The 17,136-nt window shown below is 63.8% G+C and carries 17 protein-coding genes; 10 read left to right on the top strand and 7 right to left on the bottom strand.

All coding sequences use genetic code 11. The annotated features are described in order from the left end of the window. Positions 1-155 precede the first annotated feature (155 nt). Complete coding sequence (locus VOI18_RS11110; protein WP_323762482.1) at positions 156-734, top strand: DNA-3-methyladenine glycosylase I; 579 nt, start codon at positions 156-158, stop codon at positions 732-734. 414 nt (positions 735-1,148) lie between these two features. Here VOI18_RS11110 and VOI18_RS11105 read toward each other — a convergent pair whose 3' ends face one another. Next, the gene (locus tag VOI18_RS11105; RefSeq protein ID WP_323762481.1) at positions 1,149-1,421 is read right to left on the bottom strand and encodes a hypothetical protein; all 273 of its coding nucleotides are present in this window, start codon (positions 1,419-1,421) and stop codon (positions 1,149-1,151) included. An 87-nt stretch (positions 1,422-1,508) separates the two neighbouring features. On the opposite strand from VOI18_RS11105, the gene VOI18_RS11100 reads away from it, so the two are divergent. After that, entirely contained in the window at positions 1,509-1,751 is a 243-nt protein-coding gene (locus VOI18_RS11100) for a hypothetical protein (protein WP_323762480.1), read from the top strand. A 166-nt stretch (positions 1,752-1,917) separates the two neighbouring features. On the opposite strand, the gene fghA is transcribed toward VOI18_RS11100, so the two are convergent. Beyond that, positions 1,918-2,775: an S-formylglutathione hydrolase gene (fghA, locus tag VOI18_RS11095; protein WP_323762479.1), complete on the bottom strand. Its 858-nt coding sequence runs from the start codon at positions 2,773-2,775 to the stop codon at positions 1,918-1,920. Between the two features lie 190 nt (positions 2,776-2,965). Here fghA and VOI18_RS11090 point away from each other — a divergent pair, with 190 nt between their 5' ends. Next, positions 2,966-4,156: a DUF5694 domain-containing protein gene (locus VOI18_RS11090; RefSeq protein WP_323762478.1), complete on the top strand. Its 1,191-nt coding sequence runs from the start codon at positions 2,966-2,968 to the stop codon at positions 4,154-4,156. 12 nt (positions 4,157-4,168) lie between these two features. On the opposite strand, the gene VOI18_RS11085 is transcribed toward VOI18_RS11090, so the two are convergent. The 3 genes from VOI18_RS11085 to VOI18_RS11075 form a co-directional block, all read right to left on the bottom strand. Beyond that, positions 4,169-4,585, bottom strand: coding sequence for a type II toxin-antitoxin system VapC family toxin (locus VOI18_RS11085; RefSeq protein WP_323762477.1), 417 nt, complete (start codon positions 4,583-4,585; stop codon positions 4,169-4,171). A gap of 8 nt (positions 4,586-4,593) precedes the next feature. Then, positions 4,594-4,821, bottom strand: coding sequence for a FitA-like ribbon-helix-helix domain-containing protein (locus VOI18_RS11080; RefSeq protein ID WP_323762476.1), 228 nt, complete (start codon positions 4,819-4,821; stop codon positions 4,594-4,596). A 1,023-nt stretch (positions 4,822-5,844) separates the two neighbouring features. Continuing rightward, entirely contained in the window at positions 5,845-6,951 is a 1,107-nt protein-coding gene (locus VOI18_RS11075; protein WP_323762475.1) for an S-(hydroxymethyl)glutathione dehydrogenase/class III alcohol dehydrogenase, read from the bottom strand. A 161-nt stretch (positions 6,952-7,112) separates the two neighbouring features. Here VOI18_RS11075 and VOI18_RS11070 point away from each other — a divergent pair, with 161 nt between their 5' ends. Beyond that, positions 7,113-8,228 carry a beta-ketoacyl-ACP synthase III gene (locus VOI18_RS11070; RefSeq protein ID WP_323762474.1) on the top strand — a complete coding sequence of 372 codons (1,116 nt, stop codon included), beginning with the start codon at positions 7,113-7,115 and terminating at the stop codon, positions 8,226-8,228. Between the two features lie 510 nt (positions 8,229-8,738). Here VOI18_RS11070 and VOI18_RS11065 read toward each other — a convergent pair. Next, positions 8,739-9,947: an ammonium transporter gene (locus VOI18_RS11065; protein ID WP_323762473.1), complete on the bottom strand. Its 1,209-nt coding sequence runs from the start codon at positions 9,945-9,947 to the stop codon at positions 8,739-8,741. Positions 9,948-10,189: 242 nt separating this feature from the next. Between VOI18_RS11065 and VOI18_RS11060 the strand changes: the two genes are divergently transcribed. The 3 genes from VOI18_RS11060 to VOI18_RS11050 are packed head-to-tail and all read left to right on the top strand — an operon-like array spanning position 10,190 to position 12,828. Continuing rightward, a complete protein-coding gene (locus tag VOI18_RS11060) occupies positions 10,190-11,308 on the top strand; it encodes a beta-ketoacyl-ACP synthase III (protein WP_323762472.1) in 1,119 nt (372 codons plus the stop codon). Then, positions 11,305-12,279: a hypothetical protein gene (locus tag VOI18_RS11055; protein ID WP_323762471.1), complete on the top strand. Its 975-nt coding sequence runs from the start codon at positions 11,305-11,307 to the stop codon at positions 12,277-12,279. Before VOI18_RS11060 ends, VOI18_RS11055 begins: the two co-directional genes overlap by 4 nt. A gap of 30 nt (positions 12,280-12,309) precedes the next feature. After that, positions 12,310-12,828: an RDD family protein gene (locus tag VOI18_RS11050; protein WP_323762470.1), complete on the top strand. Its 519-nt coding sequence runs from the start codon at positions 12,310-12,312 to the stop codon at positions 12,826-12,828. Positions 12,829-14,257: 1,429 nt separating this feature from the next. Here VOI18_RS11050 and VOI18_RS11045 read toward each other — a convergent pair. Further along, complete coding sequence (locus VOI18_RS11045; RefSeq protein ID WP_323762469.1) at positions 14,258-14,632, bottom strand: hypothetical protein; 375 nt, start codon at positions 14,630-14,632, stop codon at positions 14,258-14,260. 174 nt (positions 14,633-14,806) lie between these two features. Here VOI18_RS11045 and VOI18_RS11040 point away from each other — a divergent pair, with 174 nt between their 5' ends. Genes VOI18_RS11040 through VOI18_RS11030 form a run of 3 tightly spaced genes read left to right on the top strand, consistent with a single transcriptional unit; the run spans position 14,807 to position 17,090 of the window. Beyond that, the gene (locus VOI18_RS11040) at positions 14,807-15,436 is read left to right on the top strand and encodes an HD domain-containing protein (protein WP_416374883.1); all 630 of its coding nucleotides are present in this window, start codon (positions 14,807-14,809) and stop codon (positions 15,434-15,436) included. Beyond that, positions 15,433-16,401, top strand: coding sequence for an NUDIX hydrolase (locus tag VOI18_RS11035; RefSeq protein ID WP_323762467.1), 969 nt, complete (start codon positions 15,433-15,435; stop codon positions 16,399-16,401). The genes VOI18_RS11040 and VOI18_RS11035 overlap by 4 nt, the downstream gene beginning before the upstream one ends. A gap of 5 nt (positions 16,402-16,406) precedes the next feature. Further along, a complete protein-coding gene (locus VOI18_RS11030; RefSeq protein WP_323762466.1) occupies positions 16,407-17,090 on the top strand; it encodes an RluA family pseudouridine synthase in 684 nt (227 codons plus the stop codon). Positions 17,091-17,136 lie beyond the last annotated feature (46 nt).

Raw genomic sequence — 17,136 nt, 5'->3', positions numbered from 1 at the left:
GCCGCTTTGCGGCAATCCACCTCGCCCATCAAGGGCGAGGACCGGAGCCCGTTTTTCACCCTCCTGCCATGATACTGTCAGCAGGGCCTGCCGCGACAGCTTGGCAAGCAGGCCGGTTCGCGGTCGAGTGCAGGGATTGTGACAAGGACCCGTCCATGAACCAGCGCTGCGCCTGGGTGAATACGCCCGACCCGATCTATGCCCACTACCACGACACCGAATGGGGCGTGCCGGAATACAATCCCCGCGCCCTGTGGGAAAAACTGATGCTGGACGGCTTCCAGGCCGGCCTCGCCTGGATCACCATATTGCGCAAGCGCGACACCATGCGTCTCGCCTTCGACGGTTTCGACCCGGACCGGATCGCCGCCTATACCGATACCGACCGCGAACGCCTGCTGGCCGATCCCGGCATCATCCGCTCGAAGTCCAAGATCGACGCCGCCATCGGCAATGCGAAGGCCTATATCGCCATGCGCGAAAACGGCGAGGATTTCGCGGATTATCTCTGGGCTTTCGTCGGCGGCGAGCCGATCCAGAACAGCTATGCCAGCCTGGCGGACGTGCCGACCAAGACGGCGCTGTCAGAAACGATCTCGAAAGACCTGAAAAAGCGCGGCTTCAAGTTCGTCGGCCCGACGATTGTCTACGCCTTCATGGAAGCGGTCGGCATGGTCAATGACCATGAAGTGACCTGCCCGCGGCATGACGCGGTGAAAGCGCTGGTGCGGTAGGAGCGCTCCGGATCCGCGCAGAGCCTGAGCCGCCCTTTTTCAATCGTCATCCCACCGTCACGGCAGGGCCGTGATCCGGGGGGGACCTCGTCCACCCGGTCGACGTCATTGTCGAGGCCCCCCGAATGTCCGCTGCGCGGCCACCGGGGGATGACGGTGGTGAGGCGTGCCTGAAATCACCACCCGCCTGAACCCTACCCGCTCGAGCCACAGGCGCACTTTCCACCTTAATCCCCTTGCCGGGAGTTAGCCGTATCCGCTTCTTGAGCTCAAGGGGACACCCGCGAAGCGGCGGCTGCGCCGCCCTTGACCTCAAGAACCGGATACGGCCCGCTGGCTGACAAGGGTTTTATGGGTCAAGCTGCGCGCGTGGGCGCCTGTCTTTCGGCTTTTCCGGCATCCCCCCGGACGCCCCTACCAACTCTCCAGCACGGCCTCGCTCCCGCAGACAACCAGGCACTCCGTCCGCGAGGCGTCACAGGACTGGCCGCCGACCTGGCTGTCATGGTGCCAGATCATGGTGCCGGGTTGCGCTTCGCAGTCGCGACGGTTGATGGGGATGGTAGCCGTTGCGTTGCGGCCATCGGTGCGGCCGTCAATGCGCGTGTCAGCATGATTTCCCCTTTGATGGCGGGCCGTTCCTGCCTGCCCGCGCCGATTAGAGCCATTGCCCCGCCGCTTGTCCATGCCGGATCAGGCCGGTCTTGCCCGCCCGCGCGGACCGGATAAACTCAACCCATGCGTCGGCTGGGGAGCCCGCATCGGAGCGTTGTCATGCGCATCATCCTGCTACTTCTGTCCGCCTCATTCCTGCCCGGCTGCGCCTGGCTGGAAAAGGGGCGCGATCCCAATCTGCCCTCCGCCGCCGAGATGGGCGCCGGCGAGTGTCGTCCCGCCGGACCGCACGACCCGGCCGCGCCCGGTGAATGGATCTGCGATGACGGCGATGGTGATGTGGAGATGCGGCCGCGTCACCGGGTCGAAAATCCGGATGATTACCGCCGCGATCCGCTCTAGGGGAGAGCGTCAGGTCCTTCCCCAGACAAGGGAAGGTGGGCCGAGGCGCAGCCTCGGGTCGGATCGGGTGAAACGCGCCAGCGCTCCGGCACCAACCACCCGCACCCACTCCGTCTGGCCGCTACGCGTCCAGCCACCTCGCCCATCAAGGGCGAGGACCTCTCGCTCAGTCGCCGACGCCCAGCGCCTTGGCGTGATGGCGCAGATGATCCTCGATGAAGCTGGCGATGAACCAGTAGGAATGGTCATAGCCGGGATGGCGGCGGACGGTGACCGGCTGGCCGGCTTCCCGGCAGGCTGCCTCGAACAGGTCCGGGCGCAATTGCTCGTCGAGGAATTGGTCGGCCTCGCCTTGGTCGATCAGGATCATCTGGTCGGTCGGCTGGCGCTTCACCAGCTCGCAGGCATCATGCTCACCCCAGGCCGGGCACTCATCACCGAGATAGGCTTTCAGCGCCTTTTGCCCCCAGGGCACTTGCGTCGGCGCGACGATGGGCGCGAAGGCCGAGACCGAGGCAAAGCGGCCGGGCAGACGCAAATTGAGCGTCAGCGCGCCATGCCCGCCCATGGAATGGCCCATGATGCCCTGACGCTCCATGTCGGCCGGAAATTGCGAGCCGACCAGGGCCGGCAGCTCGTGTGCGATATAGGTCTCCATCTGGAAATGCGGCGCCCACGGATGGGTCGTTGCGTCGACATAGAAGCCGGCGCCCTGCCCCAGATCATACCCCGCATCATCGGCCACATCCTCGCCGCGCGGTGAGGTATCCGGCGCCACAACCATCAGACCCAACTCGCTTGCGACACGCTGGAGGCCGGATTTTTCCATCACATTCGACCAGTTGCAGGTCAGCCCGGAGAGGAACCAGACCACCGGCACCGGACCATCCTTGGCCTGGGGCGGCGTATAGACCGCGAAACGCATCGGCCCGCGGCAGGCCTCACTGTCATGGTCATGGACGGACAGCGTGCCGCCGAAGGAGGTCCAGGTGGACACCATCGTGATATCGGGGGTCAGGGTCATGAGGCGGGGCAATCCTTCCTGTCTGCTTGGCAGAAGACATACGCCACTCCGCCGTCCCGGCAAATATCGCGCAACCCGCGTTCAAGTTTTCGCGATCTGCCCCGGTTTTCCCTCACCCGAGATTGCGTTGGCGGACGCGTTCAGCTTGGCTGTCGAGGGCTCACACAAATGTCTGACGAGGGGGGACAGCATGAGACTGACCGTGACACTACTGGCCGCGACCGCGCTGACCGTTGGCGCCCTGTATGCCTATTCCAACGGCACCCGGCAGGTTGACTTGCCTGCCAGCGCCGAGACCACGCCATCCCTGGCCGGATCGCCGGTCTTTGCCCGCACCGGGGCGGCGCCATTGATCGATTTTTCAGGCGTGCAGGCCAGGCTGGGCGGGGAGCCGACGCGGGTGCTGGTGCTGGGCACGCCCCATCTCGACGCGCTGCCTGAAGCCGCATTCACGCCAGACCATCTCGACCTGCTGGTCCGCCGCCTCGGCGACTGGTCGCCGGACATCATTGCGATCGAGGCCGTGGGCGGGCGGACCTGCGACACGCTGCGCCGCTATGGCAATCTCTATCCGGGCGTCGCCGACGGCTATTGCCATGACCCTGCCCCGGCGCTCGACAGCCTGCAGATGGGACAGCCGGACGCCGCCCTCGCCGTCCTGACCACACTGTCGGAATGGCCGGACCAGCCGACCGCCGGCGACCGGCGGCAACTGGCCCTGCGTTTCTTCGGCGCCGGCGAGCCCTGGTCTGCCGCTTTGCAATGGTCCCGGCTGGACCCCGACGAGCGGATCGCGGCCGACGGCGTCACTGACGCCTTGCGCGAGCGGCTCGATTCCATGCTGACCTCGCGCAACGAGAACAACCTGATTGCCCTGCGCCTGGCCCGCGTCCTGGATCTGGAACAGCTGGCCGCCATGGACGACCATTCCGCCGACTTCATCCAGGTGCTGGCGCCGCCGGAGCTGGGCCCGGTCATCCAGTCGGTCTGGCAGGCCGACCACCCGCTTGATGCCGACATGGCGGCGGCCCGCGAGACCTATATCGGTTCCGCAGGAGCCGTGCTGGACGGCTATCGCTTCCTAAACAGCGAGCCCTATCAGCGCTATGTCATCGAGGGCGATTTCGGGCGGGCCGCTGCGACACCCGACGAGCAGGCCGTCGCGCGGCAATACGTGGCCTGGTGGCAGGTGCGCGGCCTGCGCATGGCGGCCAATGTCGTCGAAGCCGCCGGCAACCAGCCCGGCGCCCGCGTCCTGGTCATCGTCGGCGCCTCCCACAAGGCCTATTTCGACGCCTATCTCGACCAGATGCACGATATCGAACTGGTCAGCGTCGAGGCTGTGTTGGCGGATCCGGAAACCGGTGAGGACGCGCCCTGACCGGCAGCTGCGTCACGGCGCAGGCTGCGGATTCATGTTGTCGAGCGGAATGGTTTCAAGGCCCAGGCGGTCGCGAGCGAGGGTGAGCATGCGCGTGTCAGCGGAGATCAGCGGCAAACACTTGTCCCGCGCCAGGGCAAGGTAGAGGCAATCATAGACCGGGTGCTCAAACCGGGTCGCAAGGGAGATGGCCTCGACATGCAAGCCTGTATCGGGGCGCAGATCCGGATATCCGGAGAAATTGCGGACCACATCAAGGCTTGTGGCAAGGTCTATGTCGCCGCGCCGAAAATACTTCCAGATCACATTGGCGACTTCAGTCACGATAAACGCCGGCGCCACCATGGCGTAGCGCCCGATGGCTATCAGCGCCGCGTCGTGACCGGGGACCGCCAAAAGGGCCTTCACCGCGACGCTTGCGTCGAACACGGCCGGCTTCAACGGTCCCGGTCCTCGCGGATCAGGTCCGTTGGGTCGATATCAGACGGGCGCGACCGCTCACTGACACCCCGCGCGAATTCAAGAAAGCTCTCCCGCGGCCGGTTGCTGCGCTCGGCCAGCACCTCGCGCAGAAATTGCTCCAGCGACTTGCCATCCCGCGCCGCCATGCGCTTGAGATTGGCGATAACCGCATCGTCGAGATTGCGAATGATGACCTGGCCCATGGGCGCCTCCTGATAGCAGAATGATATCATGATGGGGCGGAGTGGTGAATATAGGTCCTCGCCCTTGATGGGCGAGGTGGATCGCCCGGCAGGGCGAGACGGAGTGGGTGATGGGCAGTCGGTGCAGGAATGCTGGCGCATTTCACCCCTTCCGACCCGTCGCTCCGCGCCGGCCCACCTTCCCCATCAAGGGGAAGGACCCGGTCAGGCGCCCATCGTGAGGTCGTGCGACGCTCGCCCGCGCCACGGGCGCACAGAACTGTCCATAATTCGCTTGTCAGCCAGCGGGCCGTCTCCGTTTCTTCAGCTCAAGGGTGAAACCGCGAAGCGGCGCCTGCGGCGCCCTTGACCTGAAGAAGCGGAGCCGGCGAACCCCCGGCAAGCGGTTTATGGCGGGGTGTGCGCCGGAGCGCGAGTATCGTCGGACACTGCCCGCCTCAAATGACAAATCAGGCCGACGTGATTTCAACAACCCGGTCGTCTTGCCAGTAGAGACGCGCCCTTTGCGGCGCCTCAAATAGTCAGTGAAGGCCGCTGGCCCGGAAGGACGTGCATCCCGCCCAGCCCGGATCATCGATCCAATCGCCAAAAGCACAACGGTCCTCAAAATACGCAATCTCTAAACTGCGCTCGCCAGCCGTCACACGAGCCTCGACTTGCATCACACCGCCATCCGAATCGAACCTAACGGATGGCCTCGCGCCAACACATTCCGCCGCAAGCCAGGCAAATTCGCCGAGAGAAAGGCTATGCGTATAACGACTTAGGCTCGCATACATGGTTCGATCCATCTCATCGATGGTACAACTCTCTGGCGAACACACTGACATTTTCGCCCTCATAGCGATCACGTCTCCCGGATAGTCCCAGTCCCAATTCGCTACTCGCTCTACGCGACTTTGCTCTTCTGTCCATGCGAGGAGAGCCCCACAATCCACGTCGGCAATGTCTATCGTCGGGTGTCGCAACGACTGGCAACCGATCAAAACAAGACTGGTCAACACCGGAGCGAAAGCGCGCACCCTAATACTCCACAACAGCCCGGATACTTTCCCCGGCATGCATCAAATCGAACCCCTTGTTGATGTCGTCCAGCTTGAGCTTGTGGGTGATCAGGCTGTCGATATCGATGCGGCCTTCCATGTACATGTCGACGATCTTGGGCACATCGGTGCGGCCCCTGGCGCCGCCGAAGGCGGAGCCGCGCCAGACGCGGCCGGTGACCAGCTGGAAGGGGCGGGTCTGGATTTCGGCGCCGGCGGGGGCGACGCCGATGATGATGCTCTCGCCCCAGCCCTTGTGGCAGCATTCCAGCGCCGCCCGCATGACCTCGACATTGCCGATGCACTCGAAGGAATAATCCGCGCCGCCGCCGGTCAGCTCGACGAGGTGGCCGACCAGGTCGGTGTGGTCCTTGGGATTGACGAAATCGGTCATGCCGAACTGGCGGGCAATCGCCTGCTTGGCCGGATTGGTGTCGACGCCGACGATCTGCTTCGCGCCGATCAGCTTGAGGCCCTGGATGACATTGAGCCCGATCCCGCCCAGGCCGAAGACGACGGCGGTGGAATTGGGCTCGACCTTGGCGGTGAACATCACCGCGCCAATGCCGGTGGTGACGCCGCAGCCGATATAGCAGATCTTGTCGAAGGGCGCGTCCTGGCGGACCTTGGCGAGGGAGATCTCCGGCAGGACGGTGAAGTTCGAGAAGGTCGAACAGCCCATATAGTGCAGGATTTTCTCGCCCTTGTAGGAAAAGCGCGAGGTGCCGTCCGGCATCACGCCCTGGCCCTGGGTGGCGCGCACGCGCTGGCACAGATTGGTCTTGGGATTGAGGCAGTATTCACAGGTCCGGCACTCGGCCGTGTAGAGCGGGATGACATGGTCGCCGACCTTCAGGTCGGTCACGCCCGGCCCGATCTCACGGACAATGCCGGCACCCTCATGGCCCAGAATGGCCGGGAAGGCGCCTTCCGGATCGGCACCGGAGCGGGTGAACTCATCCGTGTGACAAATCCCGGTCGCCTTGATCTCGACCAGGACCTCGCCGGCCTTCGGGCCCTCCAGGTCAACCTCGACGATTTCAAGCGGCTTGCCCGCTTCAAAGGCAACGGCGGCGCGTGTCTTCATGGATCAATCTCCCCGAACCAATGACTTGAAACCAAGGTCTCGCATTGCTCCGCCCCGTCGTCAAAGCCCCGCAGGGCAGGCATGCGCAGCTGTGCAGGTGACGGGCCTTGGTGCAGCCACTAAGTTGCGCGCCCTGACATGCCCGTTTCGGAGTGAAGTTTATGAGCGCGGTAATCCGGTCGACCGGTCTTTGGACGCCAGACGAGTCCATCTCCAACGACGAACTCGTCGCCTGCTACAACGCCTATGTTGAGCACTTCAACGCCGAACATGCCGACGCCATCGAGCGCGGCGCCGTCGAGGCAAAAAACCCCTCCTCCTCCGGCTTCATCGAAAAAGCCTCGGGCATCAAGTCGCGCTATTCGATCGACAAGGCGGGCGTGCTGGACATCACCCGCATGCGCCCGCGCGCCGAACCGCGCCCCAATGACGCCCTGTCGGTGATGGCAGAGGCCGGTGTCGCCGCCGCGAAGGACGCCCTGAAAGCCGCCGGTCGCGAGGCTGCCGATGTCGACGCGGTGATCTGCTCGGCGACCTCGATGCAGCGCACCTACCCCTCGATGGCGATCGAGATCCAGGACGCGTTGGGCATTGAGGGCTTCGGCTTTGACATGACAGTGGCCTGTTCCTCGGGCACGTTCGGCATCATCAATGCGGTCAACATGATCGAGACCGGCATGGCCAAGTCGGTTCTGGTGGTGACACCGGAAATCACCACGCCGCAACTCAATTTCCGCGATCGCGACAGCCATTTCATCTTCGGCGATGTCGCCGTGGCCATGCTGATCGAGCATGAGGATGTTGCCGGCGGCGATGGCTGGAAGATCATCGGTCGCAATCTGATGACCAGGTTCTCCAACAATATCCGCTCGAATTTCGGTTTCCTCAATGCGTCAGAGGAGCCGGAGCCGGCCTTTGAAGACCGCTATTTCGTGCAGGAGGGCCGCAAGGTCTTCAAAGAAGTCTGCCCGATGGTCGCCGAGATGATCCTCACCGACCTGGGCAATTTCGGCCTCAGGCCGGACCAGATGAAACGCCTCTGGCTGCACCAGGCCAATATCAACATGAACATGATGGTGGCCAAGAAGGTCTTCGGACGCGACTTCACCGAAGACGAAGCGCCGGTCATCCTGGACGAGTTCGCCAATACGGCGGGCGCTGGCTCACTGGTCGCCTTCCATCGCCATCACGACGGTTTCGAGACCGGCGAGAAGGGCCTGATCTGCTCTTTCGGAGCGGGTTATTCGGCCGGTACGGTGTTTGTCGAGAAGCTGTAGGCGTTCAGGCGCCCTCACCGACACATCCTCCCCATTGTCATCGCCCCGGCATGGCCGGGACCCTTGTGCCTGCGCGCGGCATTTGACCCACGACAGTTTCTGTCACCCCGCCGGGCCATCCTGTGTATCAACACAGGGCAGACATCATGCGGCACGCCTCATTATTCGAATTTGCATCCATTGCACTCGACACGGTGGTATGGGTCGGTTTCGTTGTCATGCTGAGCGGGCTTTAACCCGCACACACAGGCAAATACGGCCCATGCAATTTTGAAAAATCAGATAAAAAGAGGCCCGGCCCGCCAACCCCTGCGGACAGGGGCGACGGGCCGGGCCCAGTATACGCCACAGGCCGGGGAGGACAGGCCAGGACGAAAAATGTGGGGGACAGGTATATTTAACGCGTCTCGCTGGAATCCCTAAAAATGTGGGGGACAGGTATATTTAACGCGTCTCGCTGGAATCCCTGCTTACGGACCGTGCCGCGCGTTAATTATACCTGTCCCCAATTCAGCCAACCGACTCGCCGTGCAGCGTCGTGTCGAGGCCGGTGATCTCGCCGTCCTCGTCGACGCGCAGGGGCATGATCCTGGATTGCACGAACAGTATGACAGTCGTGACCACGCCGCAGTAGATGGCCGCGGCCAGCGCACCCCAGGTCTGGGTCCAGACCTGCATCCAGTTGCCTTCAATCGCGCCGCCCGTCCCGCCAATCGCTTCGGAAGCGAAGACGCCGGTCAGGATGGCGCCGACCAGACCGCCAATACCGTGCAGGCCGAACGCGTCGAGCGTATCGTCGACCTTGAGGACCTTTTTCAGCGCGGTCACGCCCCAATAGGCCCCGAAGGCACCGCCAGCGCCGATAATGAAGGCCGACCAGGTCGGCACGAAGCCGGCCGCCGGGGTGATCGCGACCAGCCCGGCAATGGCACCGGATGCCGCCCCGAGGACGCTGGCCTTGCCCCGCAGGATCCACTCCAGCCCGATCCAGACCAGCACCGCACTGGCAGCCGCGATCTGGGTGGTCACGAAGGCATGCGCTGCGGCCCCGTCTGCTGCCAGCGCCGAGCCGCCATTGAAGCCGAACCAGCCAACCCACAGCAGGCCCGCCCCGATCACGGTAAGGACCAGATTGTCCGGCGCCATGTTGGTGCCCGGATAGCCCTTGCGGGGACCGAGGAATTTGGCCAGCACCAGACCGGCGACGCCGGCATTGATATGCACCACTGCCCCGCCGGCAAAGTCGAGCACACCCGCTTCACCGAGGAAGCCGCCGCCCCACACCCAGTGACAGATCGGGGCATAGACCAGGATCAGCCAGGCGGCGCCAAAGACCATGAAGGCCGAGAACCTGATCCGCTCGACTGCCGCACCGGCGATGATCGCGACGGTGATGATGGCAAAGGTGAGCTGGAACATCAGGAAGAGGTTTTCCGGCAGATCACCGGACATCGTGTCGGGAAGGATACCGGCCAGGCCCAGCCGCCCGAGCCCGCCGACAAAGCCGTTCGCGGCGCCGCCATCGGAAAAGGCCAGCGAATAGCCGATCAACGCCCACAAGACGGTCACGACAGCCGCCGCGCCCAGGCTTTGCATCAGCGTGGAGAGCACATTCTTGCGCCGGACCATGCCGCCATAGAACAGCGCCAGTCCGGGCAATGTCATCAGCAGGACGAGGGCGGTGGATGTCAGGATCCAGGCATTGTTACCACTATCCATGGGACTCTCCCGAAACGGCGCTTGGCGTTTGTTGCAGTTGCGAAGAGCTAGGCCGGGGAATCGCCGGAAGTCGACTTTGCAGAGAAGATTTGCCGCGTTTGACAGCAGCGCGCCTCGAAATTGTGCACGCCTGCCCGTTTTCGTGGCGACAACGCATCATCCTTGCAATGTCAGGGCGGATTGATCGCTGGCGTCCATGCTTTAGGCTGAGCCCATCAGGGACAAGCACAGAGTCCGACGCCGTGAAAAACAGCCTCATTCGATCAACGGGATACTGGGTCCCGTCCGACGTCATCACCAATGACGAGCTCGTCGCCAGCTACAATGCCTGGGCGACCCGCTTCAACACCGAGCACGCAGACGCCATTGCCAGAGGCGACGCCGAGGAAGTCCCGCTGTCCTCCAGCGAATTCATCAAGGGCGCGTCCGGCATCGAACGCCGACATGTCTATGAGAAGAGCGGCATTCTCGACATCGACGCGATGACACCGCGCATCCCGCCGCGCCCGATCGACCAGGTCTCGACCCAGGCCGAGTTTGCACTCAAGTCGGTCCGCATCGCGCTCGACAAGGCCGGCTATGACGGCTCGGACATTGACGGCGTGATCGTCGCCTCCTCTGCCCAGCAACGCAATTTCCCGGCCGTCGCCTGCGAAATCCAGGAGGCCATCGGGTCGACCGGCTTCTCCTTCGACATGACCATGGCCTGCGCCTCGGCCCTTTACGGCCTGCACATGGCAAACGGCATGATCATGTCCGGCCAGGCCCGGCGCATCCTGGTCTGCTCGCCCGAACTGATGACCTGCATCAATGTCCATTCGCGCCGCGAAGTACACTTCATCTTCGGCGACGCCTCGGCGGCGATGATTGTCGAGGCCGATGACGGCAAGCCAGGTGGCTGGGACGTGATCGGCACCCATGCCGAGAACAAATGGTCTTCCGCCCTGCGCTCCGATTATGGCTTCATCAATATCGCCGAACAGACGGTCGATCCCGATTTCGCCCCGCATCTCGACCAGGACGGCCACCGGGTCTTCAAGGACGTGGTCGGCTTCGCCCCGCAAGTGGCGCGGCGGATGATGGACAGTATTGATCTGGCACCAGAAGACGTGCGCCGGACCTGGCTGCACCAGGCCAATATCCGCATGGTCGACATGATCGCCAAACGCATCCTCGAGCGCGACCGCACCGAGGACAATGCGCCGGCCATCCTGCACGAATACGGCAATACCTCCTCGTCCTCGGTGGTGATGAATTTCGAGATGCACTCCGACGACATGGCCGTCGGTGAAACCGGCGTGATGTGCGCCTTCGGAGCCGGCTACGGGGTTGGCGCCGCAGCGGTAAGGAAACGCCCATGAAAACCTGGCTCAGCCTGATTTCGATCGCCGCCGTCGCGGCCTGTTCCCCCGCTGCGCAAAACGAGGCGGCGCCGGACGAGACGCCCGTCACGCCGGACGAGACCGCACAGGTCGACACCACCGGGGACGAGGCCGGCGAGGAGGACGTCGCGGGACTGCCCGGCACGGACATCCATCTGTTCGCGCTTGACTGGTCGGGCGACGCGCCGGTTCTTGGCGCCAGCTTGGGCGGGGTCACCCGTGCCGGCTATGACAACCAGCCCTTCTTCACCGGCGATGGCGGACTGCTCTACACGGCCGGCGACGAGAGCGGCGAGACCGATATCTGGCGGCTCGACCTGGCCACCGGTGAGACCATGCCGGTCACACAGACGCCCGGCGAGAGCGAGTATTCGCCTCGCATCGCCCCGGATGGCCGTCTCAGCTATATCTACCAGCCGCCCAGCGGCTATGCCGGCAATGCCTATCTGGCCAATCCCGACAATAGCGCCCGCGAACCTGCCGAGGCACTGGCGCCGGTCGGCTATTACGGTTTTTCCGGTGACATGAGTGCCGTCGCGGTCTTCCATCTGGGTGAACCGATGACGCTGCAGCTGATCGACCGCACGACCACGCCGGAAACCGTCACCCACATTGCCGACAATCCCGGTCGCAGCTTCTTCCGCGCCGGTCGCGGCCCGGCGCTCTATGTGACGCTGGCCGATGACGCCGGAATTCACACGGTCCATGCGCTCAACACGCAGACCGGCGAGCTGCGCGAGATGTTCGCCCTGCCCGGCACCAGCCAGGATTTCGCTGTCGCCATCCTGCCGGACGACCGCATTACCTTCATCGCCATGCATGATGACCGACTGGTCTGGCGTGCCTGGGGCGGCTGGGAACCGATCGGCTCGATCGACTGGCTGACCGGCGTCACCCGCCTGGCCATCAGCCCGGACCTGTCGACCCTGGCGGTCGTGGCGGAGGAGTAGGCGGCGCGACCAACACCCGGAGACCCTGCCATGGCCATCAAGCGGATCCTGGCCTTTCTCGCCGACTACATCGTGATCGCGGCCTATATCGGCCTGCTGATCCTGGTGAATTATTCCAACGCGCCGTCAGACCTCGCCGTGCCAACCGAAGCGAGCGGCAAGATAGCCGGTCACGCGATCGGTTTCGTGACCCTGACCTTGCCGGTCTTTCTCTATTTCACGGTCTTTGAAGCCAGCCCCTGGGCCGCGACTCCCGGCAAGAAACTGCTGGGCGTCAGGATTGTCGCGACCAACGGCGAGCGCCTGTCGCGCGGCCGGGTGGCGATCCGCAATGCGATCAAACTCCTGCCCTGGGAGCTGGCGCACGCGGCGATCTGGCATGTGCCCGGGCGTCCCCTTCTCGACCCCATGCCGATGCCGAACCTGACACTGGCCATGGCTTCGAACCTTGCCGTCGCACTCTTCATCCTGATGCTGTTCTTCGGCGGCGGGCGGACCCTCTACGACCGGATTTCCGGCACCCATGTCATCAGCGCCCGCCGCCCATGAGCCCCGCCTGCCAGTAACGCCGATTTGCCGCACCGATCAGAGCGCCTGGCGTGCCCTCCTGAACGCCACTTGTCCCCGTTGCGCACGCCTTTCCTTCTCCCCTGGGAGAAGGTGGCCGGAGGCCGGATGAGGGGGAATTTTCCTGCTTTCACCGGGATTTACCCCTCACCCTGACCCTCTCCCGAGGGAGAGGGAAAGTGCGTGTCAGCTAAAATCCGCGAAAACTTATCCCCACCCATCTCCCGCCAACCCATAATGGCTTTGGTTTTCGGGACGGGAGGCACGAGCTCAGTCACTTGTGCCCGGAAGCGAGCGGAGCCTGTCCGCGCCTTGGATGTGACAGTCCAAAGCTCCGGCAGGGCGTGCGACCAGGTCGCGGGGCACTAAACGACCGACCCCATCTACCTGTCGCATTGGAATCGGGGTGGAGACAGCCCGGGAAAACTCCGAGAACGGGATGTCGAGGACATCACGGACACCGCAGACCACCAACAGGACACCCCGGTGTCCGCCGACATCCCGTTCCCTCCCACTTCCGGCGCGAAAGCGTGCGGAGACGAGACGCCGTGGACGTTACCAAGGGACATGTCCCCATCCTGCGTCACACCCGTCGCCGCGCGCAGGGCGGCCCCCGTTTTTCACGCTTGCTCCACTGCTCATCCTACTGGAATGGATCGGACGTGGTCTCCTGCAAGTGTTCGAGTGCGTTGACGGCGCGTTCCGCCTGACGGCAAGGCAGCATAGCAACCGCCAGGCTTCCGGTGCTCACTTGACCGTCATATCGATCCACGTAGCTGACGCATCCGCCTCCATCGCTACAGCTGACCTTGACGACATCAACGTCATACCTACTGGAGTACCCATTCTCGTTTACGCTGAACGTCACTCCGCGCCCAACCATGGAAAACTGCACCTCTGAAAGCGGAATACTGAAGCTCACATTGTCGGCCGTCGTGGCTTCAAGTATGCCGAAATTCTCATCTAGAAATGTAAATGAACGCGGGTCGTGAGTCCGCGTTTCCCCTCGGGCGGTAGTCCCCGTGCGCGCAAATGGATAGCTGACGCACTGCCTGACAAGGTACTCAATTGTGTCTGCGCGAGATTGCGATTGCGCAGCGGCAGGAATAGCCAGGGAAACCAAGAAGGCGCTCAATACAAAGTTTCGGCTCGAAAGCTTCATGTACACAGGTTCCCTTTCTGGGATGGCCCCAAATTGCGGTGCTGGTAACCCACCCCCCTGATCCGGGCCGATCGATAGCAAATTCTGTTCGTTTTTCTGGCAGAATTGGGTAGTGAATTCAAGGTCCAGCGAGACAAACGGGGGTCGTGAGCGTCACGCCTCGGCCTCTTGGTAGAACACGTGGAGGGCCGAGAGCACCCGTTCATAAACCAGGCGCTGATGGAGTTGTGGTCGCGGGACTGACGCGGCCTAAACCGACACGGTCTCGGTCACCCGATAGGTCAAATCATCGCCATCGGCTTCGTGGATGGTGAGGTATTCGCCGACCCGCATGGTGTGATCACCAAGCCGGTACACCGGCTCATCCGGCCCTTCATCCTCTTCGTCATAGCGGAAGAACCAGTGGCTGCCACGATGTGACAGCCAGCCATCGGCCTTGTCGTCCGGGTCGGGCGAGAAGCGGTCGACCGTGCAGGCGGCCTTGTTGGCGCGCCAGAGCTCAAGGTCGAGCCGGCCATCCCTGTCCAGCGGCGCCACCACGACATAGCCATGCGCGTCATCGCCTTCCGGGAAACCGGCTTTGGGGTTGCGGCCCAGCCGCAGGACCACGCGTGTCAGACCCATGTCCTATCTCCTTATATTTGATAAGGCTATTTCGCGCCCCATTTCCGGCCACGTCAATCCGGAGCGGTGCGGCATGGCCGCGCAGGAGGTGTGGACAATGCGGTGCCAGGATTGGTCCCGGCGGCGCTTCTCTGCTATTTCCCCTGCCCGCAAGACGCTGACGAGATGGATGACATGCCTGCTGCTGCCAAGACGAGCAAAGCCAAAGAAGCCCCGCGTGCCTGGCAGCGGATGATCTCCGGTCGGCGGCTGGACCTGCTCGATCCGTCCCCCTTTGATGTCGAGATCGAGGACATTGCCCATGGTCTGGCACGGGTGGCGCGCTGGAACGGACAGACCGCCGGCGATCACGCCTTTTCCGTTGCCGAGCATTCGGTCGTGGTGCTGGAGATTCTCGACTTTCTCTACCCGGGCATCGAGGACAAATGGCGTGTCGCCGCCCTTCTGCATGATGCTTCGGAATACGTCATCGGTGACATGATCAGCCCGTTCAAGGCGGCGCTGGGTGTCAATTACCGCGCCTTCGAGGACCGGCTCGAGGCGGCGATCCAGCTGCGCTTCGGCCTGCCCGCGAAACTCCCCGTCGAGGTCAAGCGCAAGATCAAGCGGGCCGATGTGATCTGTGCCTATTTCGAAGCGACCCAGATCGCCGGTTTCAGCCATGGCGAATCCGTGAAATTCTTCGGCCGTCCCCCGGCCGGACTGGAGATCGCCATCAAGCCGCTGCCCGTCAAACAAGCCCAGATCCTGTTCCTGGATCGGTTCGAGACCGTGCTGGCGGCCTTCGAGGCTGGCCGCAAGTGACAGCGGGCCTCGCCCTCTCGGTCGGCCTCAACGCGGTCATCCTGGCGGTCGATGGCGATGTGCCACAGGTCCTGATCGTGCCCCAGCCGGGCGGAGGTGAAGCCCTGCCCTTCGGTCCCTTCGACCCGACCGAGCACCGCACGCTGGAGATCGGGCTGAGGCGCTGGGTCGACGAGCAGGCCCGCTTCCAGCTGGGCTATGTCGAACAGCTCTATACGTTCGGCGATCGTGGCCGCGAGGCGCCGGTCGCGGCGATGACCGGCTCGGAAGACGACCGCATCATCTCGATCGGCTATCTGGCGCTGACGCCCAATGTCTCCGATCCGCCCGAAGGCGGCGGCCAGTGGCGCGGCTGGTATCGCTTCTTCCCGTGGGAAGACTGGCGCGACGGCCGCCCCGGCATCATCGACAGCCAGATCCTGCCGCGCCTGTCGGCCTGGGCCGATGAAGCCGGCGGGCCAGGGCGCCGCGCCTCCTGCCATGACCGGATCAAACAATGCTTCGGCCTCAATCCCGGCGGTTGGCAGGAAGGCCGGGCGCTGGATCGCTATGAACTGCTCTACGAAGCCGGGCTGGTCGAGGAGGCCGCCCGTGACGGCCAGACCGAGCCAAACCTGGTGGCGCCGGGTCTGGGTCAGGCGATGGCGTCGGACCATCGCCGCATCCTGGCGACCGCCATTTCGCGCCTGCGCGGCAAGATCAAATACCGCCCGGTGGTGTTCGAGTTGATGGACGAAGTCTTCACCCTGTCGGCGCTGCAACAGGTGGTCGAAGCGGTCGTCGGCTATCGCCTGCACAAGCAGAATTTCCGCCGCGCGCTGGACCGGACCGGCTTTGTCGAAGGCACCGGCAAGGTGGAGAGCGCCACCGGTGGCCGTCCAGCCGAACTGTTCCGCTATCGCCGCGAAGCGCTCGCCGGCCTGCCCTCGCTGGGCCTGTCGACACCGCGTCTGAAAGAGGGTTGAGACCGGTGTCTGACGCCGCAAGCGCCGCCGCACCGCGCCCGTTCGAATACAAGCCGCCGCCTGCCGGCCCGCTGCCCATCATCCATGCCGACGCGCACATCCTGGTCATCGACAAGCCGACCGGCCTGCTCACCGTGCCCGGCAACCGGCCGGAGCGGGCCGACTGTCTGGAGGCGCGGGCCCGGGCCGATTTCCCGTCTGCCCGCATCATCCACCGGCTCGACATGGACACGTCCGGCGTCATCGTGCTGGCCCTGACCGGCCACGCCCAGGCGCATATCGGCAAGCAATTCGAAAAGCGGATGACGACGAAATCCTATATCGCGATCGTCCAGGGCGAGATGTCGCAAGCCACCGGACGCGTCGACCAGCCGATCATCACTGACTGGCCCAACCGTCCGCGCCAGATGATCTGCCATGAGCGCGGTCGCAATGCCGTCACCGACTGGGACGTGCTGGAGGTCGCCGACGGCGTGAGCCGGATCCGCCTGACCCCCCTGACCGGGCGCAGTCACCAGCTGCGCGTCCACATGCTGCATCTGGGTCACCCGATCCTGGGCGACAATCTCTATGCCCCGGCCGACGCCCTCGCTGCCAGCGACCGGCTCTGCCTGCATGCCGAACGCCTCGGCTTTCGCCATCCCGACGGCGGCGCGCCGGTCAGCTTTGAAAGTCCCGCTCCTTTCTGACCGCCATTCACGCTTTGACCTTGCGCAATGCTCATAGTGAGCATAT

Source organism: Maricaulis sp., assembly GCF_034670125.1.
Taxonomy (GTDB): domain Bacteria; phylum Pseudomonadota; class Alphaproteobacteria; order Caulobacterales; family Maricaulaceae; genus Maricaulis.
This window is presented reverse-complemented; position numbering and strand designations above follow the sequence as displayed.

Excerpts from the sequence above, each read along its gene's own strand:
- VOI18_RS11110 (WP_323762482.1), top strand. The coding sequence starts at position 156 with ATGAACCAGCGCTGCGCCTGGGTGAATACGCCCGACCCGATCTATGCC.
- VOI18_RS11105 (WP_323762481.1), bottom strand. The coding sequence starts at position 1,421 with ATGGACAAGCGGCGGGGCAATGGCTCTAATCGGCGCGGGCAGGCAGGA.
- VOI18_RS11100 (WP_323762480.1), top strand. The coding sequence starts at position 1,509 with ATGCGCATCATCCTGCTACTTCTGTCCGCCTCATTCCTGCCCGGCTGC.
- fghA (WP_323762479.1), bottom strand. The coding sequence starts at position 2,775 with ATGACCCTGACCCCCGATATCACGATGGTGTCCACCTGGACCTCCTTC.
- VOI18_RS11090 (WP_323762478.1), top strand. The coding sequence starts at position 2,966 with ATGAGACTGACCGTGACACTACTGGCCGCGACCGCGCTGACCGTTGGC.
- VOI18_RS11080 (WP_323762476.1), bottom strand. The coding sequence starts at position 4,821 with ATGGGCCAGGTCATCATTCGCAATCTCGACGATGCGGTTATCGCCAAT.
- VOI18_RS11075 (WP_323762475.1), bottom strand. The coding sequence starts at position 6,951 with ATGAAGACACGCGCCGCCGTTGCCTTTGAAGCGGGCAAGCCGCTTGAA.
- VOI18_RS11070 (WP_323762474.1), top strand. The coding sequence starts at position 7,113 with ATGAGCGCGGTAATCCGGTCGACCGGTCTTTGGACGCCAGACGAGTCC.
- VOI18_RS11065 (WP_323762473.1), bottom strand. The coding sequence starts at position 9,947 with ATGGATAGTGGTAACAATGCCTGGATCCTGACATCCACCGCCCTCGTC.
- VOI18_RS11055 (WP_323762471.1), top strand. The coding sequence starts at position 11,305 with ATGAAAACCTGGCTCAGCCTGATTTCGATCGCCGCCGTCGCGGCCTGT.
- VOI18_RS11050 (WP_323762470.1), top strand. The coding sequence starts at position 12,310 with ATGGCCATCAAGCGGATCCTGGCCTTTCTCGCCGACTACATCGTGATC.
- VOI18_RS11045 (WP_323762469.1), bottom strand. The coding sequence starts at position 14,632 with ATGGGTCTGACACGCGTGGTCCTGCGGCTGGGCCGCAACCCCAAAGCC.
- VOI18_RS11040 (WP_416374883.1), top strand. The coding sequence starts at position 14,807 with ATGCCTGCTGCTGCCAAGACGAGCAAAGCCAAAGAAGCCCCGCGTGCC.